At 73.0% G+C, this 15,607-nt stretch carries 14 protein-coding genes; 6 read left to right on the top strand and 8 right to left on the bottom strand.

Features of this window, described 5'->3' with window-relative positions; genetic code table 11:
- Positions 1-90 precede the first annotated feature (90 nt).
- Positions 91-1,683, top strand: a complete 1,593-nt coding sequence (locus ACH4RG_RS08080; protein ID WP_397929158.1) for an alpha/beta hydrolase — start codon at positions 91-93, stop codon at positions 1,681-1,683.
- 92 nt (positions 1,684-1,775) lie between these two features.
- Positions 1,776-3,371, top strand: coding sequence for an alpha/beta hydrolase (locus ACH4RG_RS08075; protein ID WP_398539265.1), 1,596 nt, complete (start codon positions 1,776-1,778; stop codon positions 3,369-3,371).
- Positions 3,372-3,459: 88 nt separating this feature from the next.
- On the opposite strand, the gene moeZ is transcribed toward ACH4RG_RS08075, so the two are convergent.
- The 7 genes from moeZ to ACH4RG_RS08040 all read right to left on the bottom strand — a co-directional run bounded on the left by moeZ (position 3,460) and on the right by ACH4RG_RS08040 (position 12,630).
- The gene (gene moeZ, locus ACH4RG_RS08070) at positions 3,460-4,638 is read right to left on the bottom strand and encodes an adenylyltransferase/sulfurtransferase MoeZ (protein WP_397921568.1); all 1,179 of its coding nucleotides are present in this window, start codon (positions 4,636-4,638) and stop codon (positions 3,460-3,462) included.
- 99 nt (positions 4,639-4,737) lie between these two features.
- Positions 4,738-5,580, bottom strand: coding sequence for a spherulation-specific family 4 protein (locus tag ACH4RG_RS08065; RefSeq protein WP_397921570.1), 843 nt, complete (start codon positions 5,578-5,580; stop codon positions 4,738-4,740).
- On the bottom strand, positions 5,568-6,530 hold the full coding sequence (locus tag ACH4RG_RS08060) for an NAD-dependent epimerase/dehydratase family protein (RefSeq protein ID WP_397921572.1): 963 nt from the start codon (positions 6,528-6,530) through the stop codon (positions 5,568-5,570). The genes ACH4RG_RS08065 and ACH4RG_RS08060 overlap by 13 nt, the downstream gene beginning before the upstream one ends.
- A gap of 242 nt (positions 6,531-6,772) precedes the next feature.
- On the bottom strand, positions 6,773-8,074 hold the full coding sequence (locus tag ACH4RG_RS08055) for a hypothetical protein (RefSeq protein WP_398539264.1): 1,302 nt from the start codon (positions 8,072-8,074) through the stop codon (positions 6,773-6,775).
- Complete coding sequence (locus ACH4RG_RS08050) at positions 8,067-9,956, bottom strand: DUF3492 domain-containing protein (RefSeq protein ID WP_397921576.1); 1,890 nt, start codon at positions 9,954-9,956, stop codon at positions 8,067-8,069. The genes ACH4RG_RS08055 and ACH4RG_RS08050 overlap by 8 nt, the downstream gene beginning before the upstream one ends.
- A 230-nt stretch (positions 9,957-10,186) precedes the next feature.
- Entirely contained in the window at positions 10,187-11,656 is a 1,470-nt protein-coding gene (locus ACH4RG_RS08045; protein ID WP_398539263.1) for a DUF3152 domain-containing protein, read from the bottom strand.
- Between the two features lie 8 nt (positions 11,657-11,664).
- The gene (locus ACH4RG_RS08040; RefSeq protein WP_398161239.1) at positions 11,665-12,630 is read right to left on the bottom strand and encodes an alpha/beta fold hydrolase; all 966 of its coding nucleotides are present in this window, start codon (positions 12,628-12,630) and stop codon (positions 11,665-11,667) included.
- Positions 12,631-12,741: 111 nt separating this feature from the next.
- Between ACH4RG_RS08040 and ACH4RG_RS08035 the strand changes: the two genes are divergently transcribed.
- The 4 genes from ACH4RG_RS08035 (at position 12,742) to ACH4RG_RS08020 (ending at position 14,619) form a co-directional block, all read left to right on the top strand.
- Entirely contained in the window at positions 12,742-12,957 is a 216-nt protein-coding gene (locus tag ACH4RG_RS08035; RefSeq protein WP_397921583.1) for a hypothetical protein, read from the top strand.
- Positions 12,958-13,124: 167 nt separating this feature from the next.
- Entirely contained in the window at positions 13,125-13,766 is a 642-nt protein-coding gene (locus ACH4RG_RS08030; RefSeq protein ID WP_018956316.1) for a TetR/AcrR family transcriptional regulator, read from the top strand.
- A gap of 141 nt (positions 13,767-13,907) precedes the next feature.
- The gene (locus ACH4RG_RS08025) at positions 13,908-14,135 is read left to right on the top strand and encodes a DUF3107 domain-containing protein (protein ID WP_003966467.1); all 228 of its coding nucleotides are present in this window, start codon (positions 13,908-13,910) and stop codon (positions 14,133-14,135) included.
- A gap of 208 nt (positions 14,136-14,343) precedes the next feature.
- Positions 14,344-14,619, top strand: a complete 276-nt coding sequence (locus tag ACH4RG_RS08020) for a hypothetical protein (RefSeq protein ID WP_397921585.1) — start codon at positions 14,344-14,346, stop codon at positions 14,617-14,619.
- 7 nt (positions 14,620-14,626) lie between these two features.
- Here ACH4RG_RS08020 and ACH4RG_RS08015 read toward each other — a convergent pair whose 3' ends face one another.
- Positions 14,627-15,373 (bottom strand): ferritin-like fold-containing protein, encoded by a 747-nt coding sequence (locus ACH4RG_RS08015; RefSeq protein ID WP_007446800.1) that lies wholly within the window; start codon positions 15,371-15,373, stop codon positions 14,627-14,629.
- Positions 15,374-15,607 lie beyond the last annotated feature (234 nt).

Genomic DNA, 15,607 nt, shown 5'->3' with positions numbered 1-15,607 from the left:
GAGCGGGGGCCCGGCGGTGGCAGGGGCCACCGCCACCCGCATGGACCGCGCCCGGCCGCGCTCCCCGGCGCCCCGCCGCACGATGGGAGCATGAGGACTTCCCCCGCTCTGCGTGCCGCCGCCCTCGCCGCCACCGCCACCATGCTGCTGCCGCTGGCCGCCTGTTCGGACGACGGTGACGGGGAGGGGTCCACGACGCCCACCGGGGCCTCGACCGCCTCTCCGTCCTCCACCGCCGACGACCTGGCGTCCCAGCAGCTCGAATGGTCCCCGTGCCCGCCCCCGAACTCGGCCCAGGGCGGCGGCGAGTCGCCGTCGCCGCTGCCCGGCGGAGTGGTGTGGGAGTGCTCCTTCATGGACGTACCCCTCGACTACGCGGAGCCGGACGGCCGCACGATCGAACTGGCGCTGGTGCGCGCGAAGGCCAAGGAGCCGAAGCGGCGGATCGGCTCGCTGGTCTTCAACTTCGGCGGACCCGGCGCGTCCGGCGTCGCGACGCTGCCCGCGTTCGGCACCGAGTACGACAAGCTCCGCACCCGGTACGACCTGGTGAGCTTCGACCCGCGCGGGGTCGGCCGCAGCGAAGGCGTCGAGTGCGCCGACGACGCCCAGCTCGACGCCTTCTACCAGGAGGACTCCACCCCGGACGACGCGGCCGAGGAGAAGCAGTTCGTCCAGGGGCAGAAGGACTACATCGCGGACTGCGAGGAGAACTCCGGCCCCGAACTCCCCTTCGTGGGCACGACGAACGCCGCCCGCGACATGGACCTGATGCGCACGGTGCTGGGCGACGACAAGCTGCACTACTTCGGCATCTCGTACGGCACCGAGCTGGGCGGCGTCTACGCCCACCTCTTCCCCGACAAGGTCGGCCGGGCGGTCTTCGACGCGGTGGTCGACCCCACGAAGGACGCCGAGCAGTCCGCCATCGGTCAGGCCCAGGGGTTCCAGTTGGCCCTGGACAACTTCACGGAGGACTGCGCGGAGCGTGACGACTGCGCGCTGCCCGGGGCCACCCGGCAGGAGGTCGAGCAGGGCATCGCCGATCTGCTGGCCGAGCTGGAGAAGGAGCCCGTCGACGGGCTCGGCGACCGGGCGCTGACGCAGACACTGGCCACCACCGGCATCGCGTCCGCGCTGTACTCGAAGGAGACCTGGCCCCTGCTGGAGCAGGGCCTGGACGAGGCGGGCGGCGGGAACGGCGGGCTGCTCCTCGCCCTGGCCGATTCGCTGAACGGCCGCTCGGAGGACGGGCAGTACGACAACTCCAACGCCGCCAACATCTCCATCAACTGCGCGGACAGCTCGCAGCGGTTCTCCCTGGAACAGACGAAGGCGGCGCTGCCCGCGTTCCGCAAGGCGTCCCCGCTGTTCGGGGACTACCTGGGCTGGGGCCTGATGAGCTGCACCGGCTGGCCGGTGGCGGGTGCCTGGAAGACCCCGGATGTCAGCGCCCCCGGCTCCGCCCCGATCCTGGTCATCGGCAACACCGGCGACCCGGCGACCCCGTACGCGGGCGCGAAGGCGATGGTGGAGAAGCTGGGCAAGGGCGTCGGCGTCGAGCTCACCTACGAGGGCGAGGGGCACGGGGCGTACAACAGCAAGGACGCGTGTGTGCAACGGGCGGTCGACGGCTATCTGTTGAACGGTACGGTGCCGAAGTCCGGCACCGTCTGCGGCTGACTCCGGCCCACGACTCCCCTGCTGTGCACGGCGGTTAGCATGACCACACAGCTCAGCCGCCCGACGCGTCACCACCCCAGGGGAGCCGGATCATGCGTGCGCACCGTCGTGTCCAGCGGGCCGCCGTCAGGACAGGAGCAGCTCTCCTCGTGGCGGGACTGCTCGCCGGCTGCGGCCTGTTGAGAACGGAGCCGGACGTGAGTGAGCCGGCCCACGGCCGCCCGGCCGACGCCTCCGCCGCGCCCACGCCGACGGACACCGAGGACTCCCCCAGGACGCCGAGGCTGCCCTCGGCCCTCACCTCGCAGCGCCTCGACTGGAAGCGTTGCCCGGACCCGGGGGCCGGCGAGGCCCCCGGGTCCGCCTGGCGTTGCGCGAACGTGGACGTACCGCTGGACTACGCGGAGCCGTCCGGGGAGACGCTCTCCGTCGCACTGGTCCGCAAGGAGGCCCGGGACAAGGGGCGGCGGCTCGGCTCGCTGCTCTTCAACTTCGGCGGGCCCGGCGGATCCGGCGTCGGAATACTGCCGCGCTCGGCCGACGCTTACGCGAAGCTCAACTCCCGCTACGACCTGGTGAGTTTCGACCCGCGTGGCGTCGCGGCCAGTTCCGGGGTCCGGTGCCGCACCGACAAGGAGCAGGAGCAGGCCCACCGGAACGTCGACCTGACTCCGGACACGGCGGCCGAGGAGACGGCGTTCATCGAGGACGCCGCGGACTTCGGCGCCGGCTGCGAACGTCGCTCGGGCGCGATCCTGCCGCACGTCGGGACGGTCGACGCCGCCCGCGACCTGGACCTGATCCGCGAGGTCCTGGGCGACGAGAAGCTGTCCTACTTCGGCTTCTCCTACGGTACGGAGCTGGGCGGAACGTACGCGCACCTCTTCCCGCGCAAGGTGGGACGCACCGTGCTGGACGCGGTCGTCGACCCGACGGCCGACGGGACCGGGCACGCCCGCAACCAGGCCACGGGATTCCAGCGCGCCCTGGAGAACTACCTCGAGGACCGCGGCCAGGACCCGGAGGCGGGCTCCGAGCGCATCGCCCGGCTGCTGGCCCGCATCGACCGCAGCCCGCTGCCGACCGATTCGGGCCGCGAACTGAGCGAGTCGCTCGCCATCACCGGCATCGTCACCCCGCTGTACTCCGCATCGGACTGGCCCGCCCTGACGGCCGCGCTCGACGAGGCGGAGAACGCCGGAACGGGCAATGGTCTGCTCCGGCTCGCGGACTCGTACAACGGCCGGGACGAGCAGGGGCGTTACGACACCCAGAACCACGCGCAGCGGGCGATCTCCTGCGCCGACTCGGCGTCCCGTCCCACCGTCGACGAGGCCCGTGCGCTGCTGCCGGAATTCCGGAAGCTGTCACCGGTCTTCGGCCCGTTCCTGGCCTGGGACACCGCGGGCTGGTGCGCCCAGTGGCCGGTCGAGGGGGAGCACGAGACGCCGGAGACCAGCGCGCCGGGCGCGGGTCCGGTCCTGGTCGTCGGGACGACCGGCGACCCGGCGACCCCGTACGAGGGGGCGCGGCGGATGGCGGACGAGCTGGGCAAGGGCGTCGGAGTTCTGCTGACCAACAAGGGCGAGGGGCACGGGGCCTACGGCGGCAACGACTGTGTGACCTCGGCGATCGACGCCTACTTCCTGGACGGGAAGGTCCCGGAGGACGGCACGACCTGCTCGTAGGAGGGGCCCGGGAGTCCGGGCACACGGAAGGGGCCGACCCGCGCGTGCGCGGACCGGCCCCTTCCGTACGGCATCGGTACGGAATGCCCTAGTACACCGGCTTCCCGGGCTCGATCTGGTTGACCCAGCCGATCACGCCGCCGCCGACGTGCACCGCGTCGGCGAAGCCCGCGGACTTGAGGACCGCGAGGACCTCGGCGCTGCGGACGCCCGTCTTGCAGTGCAGGACGATGCGCTTGTCCTGCGGGAGGTCCTGGAGGGCGGTACCCATGAGGAACTCGTTCTTCGGGATCAGCTTCGCGCCGGGGATCGAGACGATCTCGTACTCGTTCTTCTCGCGGACGTCGATGATCTCGATCTTCTCGTCGCCGTCGATCCACTCCTTGAGCTGCTTGGGAGTGATCGTCGCGCCGAGCGCAGCCTCCTGCGCCTCCTCGGACACGACGCCGCAGAAGGCCTCGTAGTCGATGAGCTCGGTGACGGTGGGGTTCTCGCCGCAGACCGCGCAGTCGGGGTCCTTGCGGACCTTGACCTGGCGGTACTGCATCTCCAGGGCGTCGTAGATCATCAGGCGGCCGACCAGCGGGTCGCCGACCCCGGCGAGCAGCTTGATGGCCTCGGTGACCTGGATGGAGCCGACGGAGGCGCAGAGCACACCCAGTACGCCGCCTTCGGCGCAGGAGGGGACCATGCCCGGCGGCGGGGGCTCCGGGTAGAGGCAGCGGTAGCAGGGCCCGTGCTCGGACCAGAACACGGAGGCCTGGCCGTCGAAGCGGTAGATCGAGCCCCAGACGTACGGCTTGTTCAGCAGCACCGCGGCGTCGTTGACGAGATAGCGGGTGGCGAAGTTGTCCGTGCCGTCCACGATCAGGTCGTACTGCGCGAAGATCTCCATCACGTTCTCGGCTTCGAGCCGCTCTTCGTGAAGGACCACGTTGACGTACGGATTGATGCCCAGCACCGAGTCCTTGGCGGACTCGGCCTTGGACCGGCCGATGTCGGCCTGGCTGTGGATGATCTGGCGCTGCAGGTTCGACTCGTCGACCTCGTCGAACTCCACGATGCCGAGCGTGCCGACACCGGCCGCGGCCAGATACATCAGGGCCGGCGAGCCGAGGCCGCCGGCACCGACACACAGCACCTTGGCGTTCTTCAGGCGCTTCTGCCCGTCCATCCCGACATCCGGGATGATCAGGTGGCGGGAGTACCTGCGGACCTCGTCGACGGTGAGCTCAGCAGCTGGCTCGACCAGGGGTGGCAGCGACACAGGAACCTCAACAATGCAGGTGGTCGGATTCTACGTAGACCGGCTTCTTACGGTCGACTACGTACGGTTGTTCTCCCCGTAACACTGCCACGCCCCTTCTCATTCCGAGATACCAGGTCCGATCCGCGAGACGATTTCGTCCCAGTAACTGGGCAGCGCCGCGAATGGATCGCTTTGTCCGCTTCGCTCGTCGCGGTCGTTCCGGTCGTTCCGGTCCGTGAAGAAGATCGTCCCGGCGCCCTGCCAGCGGGCGATGCGCATGGCCTCCTCCAGGTGGGTGCGCGGCACCCCGTGGACGAGGTGGGCGAACCGCTCCGGTGGATAGTCGGCCGTCCACTCCGCCACCTGGGACCAGCGGTAGTCGGTCCACGGGCCCTGGAAGGTGACCAACTGGTCGGCCGCCTCCGCGTACCCGGGATACGGGTGCGTGCCGTGGCCCAGCACCAGGCGGCCCCCGTCGTCGGCGCTGTCGCTCTCCGCCAGCAGGGCGTGGAGCGTACCGGTGAGCCTGCGGACGGCCGGCAGCTCGGCCCGCTCGGCGGGGCAGCGGGCGAGGTAGAAGCCGCCGGTCCGGTACCAGTCGATGAAGGACCGGGCGTCCGCGATCAGCTCCTCGAACGGCCGCTCGCCCCAGGCCAGGTCGAGGTGGCCGAGCAGTCTCCCGCCGGAGGCCCGGACGGTGTCGTCCGGGGAGCCGCCGTGCAGGGCGCGTTCGCGGGCGTTGCGCAGCCTGCCCGCCGCCTCCAGGCAGTGCGGGTCGGGCCGGGAGCCGGGGCCGTCCGCGATGTTGAGGACGGCCCAGTGCAGCGGGGTGCCGGGGCGGGCCAGTTCGGCCCATTCGGCGGGGGCGAGCAGCGGGTGGGCGTAGCCGGGGACGCCGAAGCCGAGCTGCTCGCCGCCCGCGGTGCGGCGGGCGTCGGCGGGAGCGGTCAGATACGGCACGCCGCCTCCATCCAGATGTCCGCCAGGGACTCCTCCAGATTGATCCGGGGCCGCCAGCCGAGCCGGTCCCGCGCGGTACGGACGTCGGCCTGCTGCCAGGCGCCGCAGCCGTCGGGATACGGGGACGGAGTGGCGGCGAGGTGCTCCATGACGGACTCGGCGGAGGTGCGCGGAGCCCCGATGGGCAGGCGGGGGGGCGTGTCCAGCTCGTGGAGCGCGCCCGCGTACCCGGCGACTCGCGCCAGGACGGCGGCGGCGTCGCGGAGGCGGACGGCCCGCCCGGTGCCGATGTTGACGACGCCCTGGGCGGCGGAGAGCGAGGCTGCGTGGACGGCCCGTGCCACGTCCCGTACGTCGACGAAGTCCCGCTGCACGCCGAGACCGCTGAGCTTCAGCTCGCCGTCGCCGGACTGCATGGCCCGGCGCATCGCCTCGGCGAGCCGGCCGAGCGGGGAGCCGGCGGGGGTGCCGGGGCCGACGGGCGAGAAGACCCGCAGGACGACGGCGTCGAGTCCGGAGCCGAGGACCAGTTCGGTGGCGGCGAGCTTGCTGACGCCGTACGGGCCGCCGGGGCGCGGGACCGCGTCCTCGGCGGTGGAGGACCCGGGCTGCGAGGGCCCGTACTCCGAGGCGCAGCCGACCTGGACGAGCCGCGCCCCGCAGCCGCTGCGGCGCAGGGCCTCGCAGACGGTGGCGACGGCGACGGTGTTGTGCCGGGTGAGGTCACGGGCGCCGCCGCGCGTGGCGCCCGCGCAGTTGACGACGACTCCGGGATGGACGGCGTCGAGGAAGCGGGTGAGCGCCCCGGGGCTGCCGCCCGCGAGATCGAACCGGACGTCGGCGTCGTCGCCGCGGCCCAGAGCCGTGAGATGGACGGCCGGATCGGCGAGCAGACGGTCGGCGACGAAGCGGCCGAGGAATCCGTTGGCTCCGAGCAGCAGCACCCTCATCGCGCACCGCCTCGGTGCCGACGGCTCACTGCCGGTGCGGGGGATTGGGGCGTCATGGCGGGTTTCTCCTAGGTCATCGAGTCGGTCGTGCGGTGCTGGACGAGCCCGCGGCGTCGGCTCCGCGGGAGTGGGGCGGTGAAGCGGTGGAACGGTCGGGGTGGGGTGGCTGGTGCGGCGGTCGGTAGGCGGGTCGTGCGGTGGTTCGTGGGTGGGGCGTGCGGTGGTACGTCGGTGGGGCCGGCTCAGGTCCGGGTGTGGGCGGAGGCGCGGGAGAGCGCGAACGCCGCGTGCAGCAGGAGGCCGACGGCGGCCCCGCCGCAGGCGAGGGCGGACACGGCTCCGGTCCCGCCCGCCGAGACGAGGGCGTTCACGGGCCGGGCGAGGGGTTCGAGCCCCGGGAGCCGGGCGGCGAGGACGAGGGCCGGGGCCCCGGCCTCGACGGCGCAGGCGGCGGCGAGCGCGACGGTGCCCGGCTCGGGCAGCCCGTGCGCCGCGAGCAGCCGGGCCACGAAGAACAGGACCCCGAGGGCGGCGGCCGCGACGGGCGTGCCTCCGCCGAGGCCGATGTGGGCCAGGTACAGCAAGGGCAGCAGCGCGCCGAGAAAGAGGGCGACGGCCGTCAGAAGCAGGGGGCGCACGCCCGCACCGAACTCCTCCAGGGCGCGGCTGCCGGTCAGTTTGCGGTGGGCGTGGACGGTGAAGAGATGGATGCACCAGGCGGCCGGGGCGACAGCGGCGGCGAGACCGAGCAGCGGGGCCGGGGTGCCGTCCCACGGACCGTCCGGGCCGCCGGTCATGACCTGGGCGAGCAGTTCCTCGCCGTACACCGCGTAGCTCAGCAGCCAGCAGCCGTACATGCCGGCGCGGCCCGCTCCATCGGGGGCACGCAGAGGGCCCCGGCCCAGGCACGCCCGGAGCGCCAGGCAGGCCAGGACGGCCCCGACGGCGGTGACGAGGGCCCGTGCCCCGTCGCCCAGGACGCCCTCGGTGGCCCGGAGCACCCCGGCGGTCGCCAGGCAGGCGGCGCCCGGGAGCAGGGCGAGGAGCGTCCACGCGGCCCGCGCGTCGGTGTCGGGACCGGGGCCGGGAGGCCCGTCGGCGGCGCGCTCCCGCGTACGGGGCGGCACACGGGCGTACAGCTCCTCGGCGAGGGCGAAGACGTCCCGGTGGCGGTAGCGGGCGGCGGTGCGGTCGGTGAGGCCGTGCGCCTCCAGTCCGGCGGCGATCTCCAGGGGGCCCACGGCCCGTTCGCACAGGTCGCGGTGGTGGTGCAGGAGGGACTTCACCGGGTCGGCCGGGCCCCGGCGGACGGCGGCGCCCGACGCCCGACGCGCCGTGGTGCGGGGCCGGATCTCCGCGGGGCGTTGCGGGGCGGCAGCGGGGGTCGCCGGGTTGTCCGGACGGGTCATCGAGGGGTCTCCGTGGTCGGGGCGGCGTCCGGAGCCGGGGAAGCTCGCTTCGTTGAAGGCCGGTTCGTGGAAGGCCGGTTCGTGGAAGGCCGGTTCGTTAAAGGCCGGTTCGTTAAAGGCCGGGTGGTCACGCATCGCCGTCCCCCGCCGGTCCGGACGCGATCGCGCAGACGCCCTCGGACTCCGGCCCCCGCGTGTGCCCCGGCTCCGGTTCCCCGGGCCGGGCCGGCGGCCGGCTCCCGGCCGCGGACGCCCGGCTCGGTACGGAGGCGTCGCACTGCTCGGGGTCCGGCTGTGGACGGTGGTGCGGTCCGGGCTGGGTCCAGTGGCCGAGGAGGCGGGCTTCCGGCGGGGTGGCGAAGGGCAGCGGGTCGCCGTGGGCGTCCACGGTGTCGGCCTCGCGGCGCACCGGAGTGTGCGAGATCAGCTCCAGGTAAATGCCGTGAAATGCCGCGAGGTTCTGTTCGACGCTGAAGAGTTCGAGCGCGCGGGCCCTCGCGGCGGCCCCCAGGCGTGCTCGACGCTCGGGGTCGCGCAGCAGTGCGACGCAGGCGTCGGCGAGGGCCTTGGGGTTGCGCGGGGGCACTACCAGGCCGGTGCCGCCGACGACTTCGACGACCGCTCCCACGTCGGTGGAGACGGTGGCCCGACCGCAGAACATGGCTTCGACGAGGCTGACCGGGAAGCCCTCGACGACGCTGGACAGCACGATCACGCCGCCCGCTCCGTAGGCCTCGGCGAGGTCGGGGATTTCGGGACCGCCGATCTCCTCGAAGGTGACCGGGCTGACGCCCTCGGTCTGCGCGCCGGTGGCCTCATCCGGGAACAACTGGGCGGCCAGGGCCTCGCAGTGGGCGAGGTAGGTGGTGGCCTCGTCGCCGTCCGCCGGGGCGCCGAAGACGCGCAGCCGGACGCCGGGCTCGGCGCGGCGGACCTCGGCGAAGGCGTGGAGGAGGGCGATCAGGTCCTTGGCGGGCTCGATCCGGCCGACCCAGACCAGCGTGTCGGGACCGCCCGCGCCTTCGCCCCCGACGGCCGCGGCGAGGCGCTCGGCGGCCTCGCCGACCTGGCCGAAGCGCTCGGCCGCCATGCCCGGGTAGACCGTGCGCTGCTTGGCGGGGTCAGCTCCGCAGCGCCGCTGCCAGCGGCTGACGTGGGTGTTGGCGGGGGTGACGATCGCGGCCTGCCGGTAGACCTCGGTGGTGAGGCGGCCGTGGAATCCGGCGAGGAGGGCGCGCGCGGGTGTTCCGTACGGGGTGTCGCAGGTGGCCAGGTAGTGCGCGCGCAGCGGGACGCCGTGCTCGGTGACCAGCAGCGGCACGCCGAAGAAGCGTTTGGCCAGGAGCCCCGGGAGCGCGGCCGCTCCACCGGAGGCCGCATGGCAGAGGTCGACCGCCCCGAGGCTCTCCTGGTCGTACCAGTCCAGCGAGAGCGGTCGCAGCGCGCGTTCCAGCTCGGCGGCGAAGGCGAGGAGGTCGGGGACGGTGGCGCTCTGCACGGTGCGGCCGGCGCCCCGGGCGCGAGAGGCGGCCTCCAGGATCCGGACGGTGTCCTCGGAGCGCAGGGCGAGATGGAGTCCGCCGCGCTCGCGGGCCAGCTCGGCGAGGCCGTAGAGCCCTTCGGCGAACAGCTCCGCGCCGGGGCCCCCGACCGCCCCCGTACCGGCCTCTTCGGCGGTGCAGATCGCGGTGGCGAGGGCGGTGAGGCGGTCGGTGAACCGCCTGCGGTCGCGCCGCCCGTAGGACCGTTCGCCCCCGGTCACCAGCCGGGCCAGCAGGCCGCGTTCCCCGCTGCCGCGCAGGGTGCCGTCCTCGGGGGTCCACAGCGGCGCGGTGCGCACCCGGCTGACCCGGGGCGGCAGCCGGACCCAGCCCTGGTCCTCCTGGTGGGCGGAGCGGCTCAGGGCGAACAGGTCGAACTCGTGCTGCGGCAGCCCGCGCACCAGTCGGTCGCACCAGAGTCTGGACTCACCGGTCGCATACGGATAACCACCGTCGGTGAGCAGTCCGATCCGCACGAATACACCCCCGATCTCCCTTGTGGGCAGCCGCCGTTGAATGGCGACTTGCAGCGGGACGACCGTAAGCGGATACGTCGGTGGCGCGACGGACGGTTGTCCGTCGCGCCACCGAAAGGGGTGAACCGTCGTAACTTTCCCGCCCCGGTCGCGTTCCGTCGCGGTACAGCGGTCGCTCGTTACGGGGAGTCAGGCCCGGGCCAGCCCCTTGCGGGCCGCGCGGGCCGGGGTCAACCGGTGGGATACACCCAGGGGTTGGGCTTGCACTTGATGCCGTCGATCTCGAGGGTCTTGGTCTGCTGCTGCATGACCGGAGCCGGGGCACCGGGGGTGCGGCAGTTCACATGGTTGTTGCGCAGGCGGTGGCCGACCTCGTGGTTGATGAGCATCTGACGGTAGGGCAGCAGTTTGTCCGGGCCGAAGGTGGCGGCGCCCTGCGCCCAGCGATAGGCGTTGATCATGACGCGGTCGGTCGAGGCGGAATCACAGGAGACGTTGTCGACCGTGGTGTCGAGACCGGACTGGGCACACCAGTCGGCGGTGGTCCCGGGGCTGGCGAGCGTGATCACGAAGTCCGGGGTCCCCGACGAGATGCGCTCGAAGGTCATAGCGCCGTTGTGCGCCCAGCTCCGGTCGTCGTTGAGCGTCTTCTGCACGGCTTCGGCGAACAGGCCGGCGTCGAGGCCGAGGCCCTTCTCCACATCGACACGGTAGCGGTGCTTCTGCCCCTTTCCCGGGGCCTTCGCGAGTCCGGGCACCGCCTCGAACGTGCCGCTGGCCCTCAGGTCCGCGGCGAGCGGAAACGGCTGCGCCATTTTGTCCGCGTACGAGAGAGGTTTGACCTCGGGCTTCGCCGAGGGCTCCTTCGGGGTCGGGCGGGCGTCGGAGCGCGAGGCGTCGTCGCCCGGGCCCTGCCGCTCCACCTCGGCGGCGCGCGCGGCGGCCGCACGGTCGCCGGAGTCCTCGGCGACCTGTCCGGCCACCACGACCGCGAGCACGGTGGTCACCGCGGCGGCGGCGATGCCGGTGAACGTCCGCCCCCTGCCGCCCCGGGGCGCGGCGCGTTCGTCCGGCTCCCCGGCCTCGGGGTCGGTGTCGATGTCGGTGTCGTCCACGCCGTCCGGGGTTTCGGTCGGCGGCGCGGCGGGGGCGCCGGGCGTGGCGTCGGCGTCGAAGGCGTCGACGAACTCCCGGCGCGGGCCCGGCACCGAGGCCCCGGCGGGCGTCGGCTGCTGCGCCGCCCGGCCGTCCGCGGCGCGCTGGGCCGCGCGCTGGGCGGACACCTGGCGCGCCACGGCCTGCTGCCGGGCGGCGGCGTCCTGGGGCCCGGCGGGCCCGCCGGGATACGGCCGGGCGTCGGCGGGCCGGTTGTCCGGACCGGAGTACCGGCCCGGGTACGGGTGGGGCGGCTGGGGATGGGGGGCGTTGTGGGGCGCGGGGGCGCCGGACCCCTGGTCGTAGCGGGGCACCGGTCCGGTGCCCCAGCCGCCACCCTGCTCACGCTGTTCGGGGTGGCCGCCGCGCACCTGCGGGGCGTCGGCGGAGAACGGGCCCCGCCCGTCACCGGTCGGCGCGGGAGCGGCCCGTCTGCGCCGGCCGCCGCCGGGCGCGGGCCTCGCCGCGGCGCGCTCGCCGCCCGGTTCCGTTCCGGCCGCGTCCGGGCGGATCGCCCCGGAGCCTTTTCGACTGTGTCGTCCCACGCCCCGGATCAGCTCCCGCCGCAATCGTCCAGCAGTTCCCGGAACGCCTGGGCGACCGCCTCCGGGTACTCCATCATCGCCACGTGCCCCGCGTCGGGCAGCGTCAGCAGCCGGGCGTCGCGGAAGGCCGCGGACGCCCTGCGTGCCATCCGGTACGAGACGAGCTGGTCCCGTCCGCCGTACACGAGCTGGGTCGGTGCGAGCACCCGCTCGGCCTGGCGCCACAGTCCGTGCTGGCCGCCCAGGGTGTACGCGTCGACGATGCCCCGGGCCGAACGCGTCATCGCGTCCCAGAAGTACGGCAGCTCCAGCCGTCGCTCCATCTCGGCCACCGCGTTGCGGAAGGATTCGTCGGAGACCCGTGCCGGATCGCCGTAACAGAGTGCCATGACTCCGCGCGTCCGCTGCTCCGCCGTCCAGCCCTTCGTCAGCCGGGCGAACAGGGATGCGACTCCCGGCACCGCGAGGAGGCCGGTCGGGACGGCGGGTCGCTGCACCCGCCACTCCGGCAGGGCGGGCGAGATCAGGGTGAGGGTGCGCACCAGATCGGGGCGGACCGCGGCGACCCGGGTGGCGACGGCGCCGCCCAGCGAATTGCCGAACAGGTGGACGGGCCCCCGCTCCTCCGCGTCCAGCAGCCGGATCACCGCGCGCGCGTGTCCGGTCACCGAGTAGTCACCGTCGTCCGGCGGCGGCGAGTCCCCGAATCCGGGCAGGTCGACCGCCTCGCCGTCGACCAGGTCGGACAGCAGCGGCATCAGCGCGGACCAGTTCTGCGACGAGCCGCCGAGCCCGTGCACGTACAGCGCGGGGGGCAGTCCGGTCCGGTCGCCCGGCCGGCAGCGGACGTTCAGGCCGATCCCCGCCAGCGACACGGAGCGCAGCCGTTCGCCGTCGGCGACCCGGACGGCACTGACCGTGGGAGCCACCGCGGCGGCGGCGGCCTGGACACCCGGCAGCTCGGTCGAAGACATACGGCAATGTTACGAGACGATCACGTCCCCCTTCATGTGTTCGCCGTCACAGGTCGCATCGCGGGGCAGGCGGGTAGCTCCTACGCTTCAGGGAAGGAAGGGAGCTGCGCCATGACGGTCGACCCGAGCGACCCGGACACCTTCGAGAACGCCGAACCGGACGAGGCGGGGCCCGAGGCCCCGGAGGCCGACGCCGCCGAGCAGCGTACGGATGTCCGGCCCGAGGACGACGAACCGGCGGAGAGCGTCGATCCGGACACCGCCAATGAGGCCGATGCGGCGGAACAGCGCAGGGTGATCCCCTTGGACGAGGACGATTACCGGTAGTACGCCCCGGTTTGCTCACGACCAGGGAGAACTGTGGCTTCCACAGCCGTCCGGTCCATGAAATTCTGCGTCCGCGCCGCGCATACCCGGGTTACCCAAAAGTACGATGGCTGTACGGCGCAGCGTGCACGGACCGGCTGTGCTGGAACACATATTTGGGAGGCGGCGTGACAGCCATCGAGCAGACAGAGGCCGCGCGCCCGCGGGGTACACGCCTTCCCCGCCGCGCCCGGCGCAATCAGCTGCTGGGCGCCGCACAGGAGGTCTTCGTCGCGCAGGGCTACCACTCCGCCGCGATGGACGACATCGCCGAGCGGGCCGGAGTCAGCAAGCCGGTGCTCTACCAGCACTTCCCCGGAAAGCTGGAGCTCTACCTGGCCCTGCTCGACCAGCACTGCGAGTCCCTGCTCCAGGCCGTGCGCACGGCGCTGGCCTCCACGACGGACAACAAGCTGCGCGTCGAGGCGACGATGGACGCCTACTTCGCGTACGTGGAGGACGAGGGCGGCGCGTTCCGGCTGGTCTTCGAGTCCGACCTGACCAACGAGCCCGCCGTGCGCGAGCGGGTCGACCGGGTGTCCCTCCAGTGCGCCGAGGCCATCTCCGACGTGATCGCCGGGGACACCGGCCTGTCCAAGGACGAGTCCATGCTGCTGGCCGTGGGCCTCGGCGGCGTCTCCCAGGTGGTGGCGCGCTACTGGCTCTCCAGCCGGTCCACCATCCCCCGCGACACCGCCGTCCAGCTCCTCACCTCGCTGGCCTGGCGGGGCATCGCGGGCTTCCCGCTGCACGGCGCCGAGCAGACCTGAGCCCTCCGGCGGGGAACGGTCCGACGCCGTGTTCGCTGCGGGCGTTGCCGACCGGGCCATGAGGCCCGCTTCCGCCGGGCTAATGTGGCTGCGTACGGCGCGGTTCGCCGCGCAAGGACTGACCGTCGGAGGGACATAGCCGTGGAGGTCAAGATCGGGGTGCAGCACACGCCCCGCGAGATCGTTCTGGAGAGCGGGCTTTCCGCCGAGGACGTCGAGAGCGCGGTCGCCGCGGCACTGGGCGGCAAGGCGGAGCTGCTCAGCCTCACGGACGACAAGGGCCGCAAGGTCCTGGTGCCGGCCGACCGGATCGCGTATGTGGAGATCGGTGAGCCGACCACCCGGCGGGTGGGGTTCGGGACGCTGTAGTCCACCGGACGCGTTGATCACAGGAGCGGCCCGGCGGGGATGTCCCCGCCGGGCCGCTCCTGTGTCGTCCGCCGGTCGCTCTGCCCGTCCGTCCCGGATCCCGTACGGGTCGCAACGGTCCGCCGGAGGGTTGCTTTTCACAGGCTGGGGGTAGTACCGCCTACGACCGATTTGCCCGCCCCGCACACCCCTCGCGAGGTGATCCTCTGTGATCTGGGAATCCTTCGGCGCCGCCGTCCTCGGACTCGCCCTGTCCTGGGCGGCGCTCCGATCACTGGCCGACCGACTGCCGACCGGCCGTGCGGTATATCTCACGGGCGCGCTGGGCGCCCTGTTCGGCGCGTATCTGACGCATGCCGCGCTGGGTACCGGCCATGTCCTGACGACACTGATCGGAGCCGTGTCCGTCGGGGCGGTGACGCTGTCGCTCCTGATCCGACCACGCGGCCGCCGCCTCTCCCGGTCTGCGGCGGCGGCCCAGTAGCGAGGTGTTACGCGGCCAGTCCCAGCGCGGCCATCCGCTTGGTGTGGGCCTCGGTGATCCGGGAGAACATCCGGCCCACCTCGGCCAGGTCGAAGCCGTCCGCGACGCCGCCCACCAGCATCGTCGAGAGGGCGTCGCGGTCGGCGACCACCCGCTGGGCCTGCGACAGCGCCTCGCCCATCAGCCGGCGCGCCCACAGGGCGAGCCGTCCGCCGAGCCGCGGGTCGGCCTCGATCGCGGCGCGCACCTTCTCCACGGCGAAGTTCCCGTGGCCCGTGTCGTCGAGCACGGACAGCACCAGGGACCGGGTGTCGGTGTCGAGCCGGGCCGCGACCTCGCGGTAGAAGTCGCTCGCGATCGAGTCGCCAACGTACGCCTTGACCAGGCCCTCCAGCCAGTCGGACGGCGCCGTCTGGCGGTGGAAGTCGTCGAGCGCCTTGGCGAACGGCTCCATCGCGGCGGTGGGGTCCTCGTCCACGGCGGTGAGCCGCTGGTTGAGCTGCTCGAAGTGGTGGAACTCGGCAGCGGCCATCTTCGCCAGCTCCGCCTTGTCGCCGAGTGTCGGCGCGAGCTTCGCGTCCTCCGCCAGCCGCTCGAAGGCCGCCAGCTCTCCGTAGGCGAGGGCGCCGAGCAGGTCCACGACCGCGGCGCGGTACTGCGGGTCGGCTGCCGCGGTGGCCCAGTCCTGGGCGGCGATCCCGGTGGCTGCGGAAGCTTCGGCGGGGGTCTCAGTGGCGTGGTCAGGCGTCTCCATGAACGGAACGATAGCCCGCTCCACGCAGGGCGGAAGGGCCTGGTCAGCCGGGGACCTCATACCGTTCCGATGAATTCGTCCAACACACATGCGCGAATCCGGGGTACAGTGGTATTGCGCTTACTGAGCACTGTGCTGTGCCAGAGGCGCGCCCTTGAATGAGGATGCCCGGTCGGTGGCCCGATCGGCTCCGACCCGACAGCCCTCCACGCGGTGCGTACGACACGTACGACC

It is taken from the genome of Streptomyces sp. NPDC021019 (assembly GCF_044333295.1).
Lineage (GTDB): Bacteria > Actinomycetota > Actinomycetes > Streptomycetales > Streptomycetaceae > Streptomyces.
The sequence above is the reverse complement of the archived record's forward strand: the minus strand, read 5'-3'. Positions and strand labels throughout refer to the sequence as shown.

What these genes read in the sequence shown, in the direction of transcription:
- ACH4RG_RS08015 (WP_007446800.1), bottom strand. Translation starts at nt 15,373, where the DNA reads ATGGAGACGCCTGACCACGCCACTGAGACCCCCGCCGAAGCTTCCGCA.
- ACH4RG_RS08080 (WP_397929158.1), top strand. Translation starts at nt 91, where the DNA reads ATGAGGACTTCCCCCGCTCTGCGTGCCGCCGCCCTCGCCGCCACCGCC.
- ACH4RG_RS08055 (WP_398539264.1), bottom strand. Translation starts at nt 8,074, where the DNA reads ATGCGTGACCACCCGGCCTTTAACGAACCGGCCTTTAACGAACCGGCC.
- ACH4RG_RS08035 (WP_397921583.1), top strand. Translation starts at nt 12,742, where the DNA reads ATGACGGTCGACCCGAGCGACCCGGACACCTTCGAGAACGCCGAACCG.
- ACH4RG_RS08060 (WP_397921572.1), bottom strand. Translation starts at nt 6,530, where the DNA reads ATGAGGGTGCTGCTGCTCGGAGCCAACGGATTCCTCGGCCGCTTCGTC.
- ACH4RG_RS08040 (WP_398161239.1), bottom strand. Translation starts at nt 12,630, where the DNA reads ATGTCTTCGACCGAGCTGCCGGGTGTCCAGGCCGCCGCCGCCGCGGTG.
- ACH4RG_RS08075 (WP_398539265.1), top strand. Translation starts at nt 1,776, where the DNA reads ATGCGTGCGCACCGTCGTGTCCAGCGGGCCGCCGTCAGGACAGGAGCA.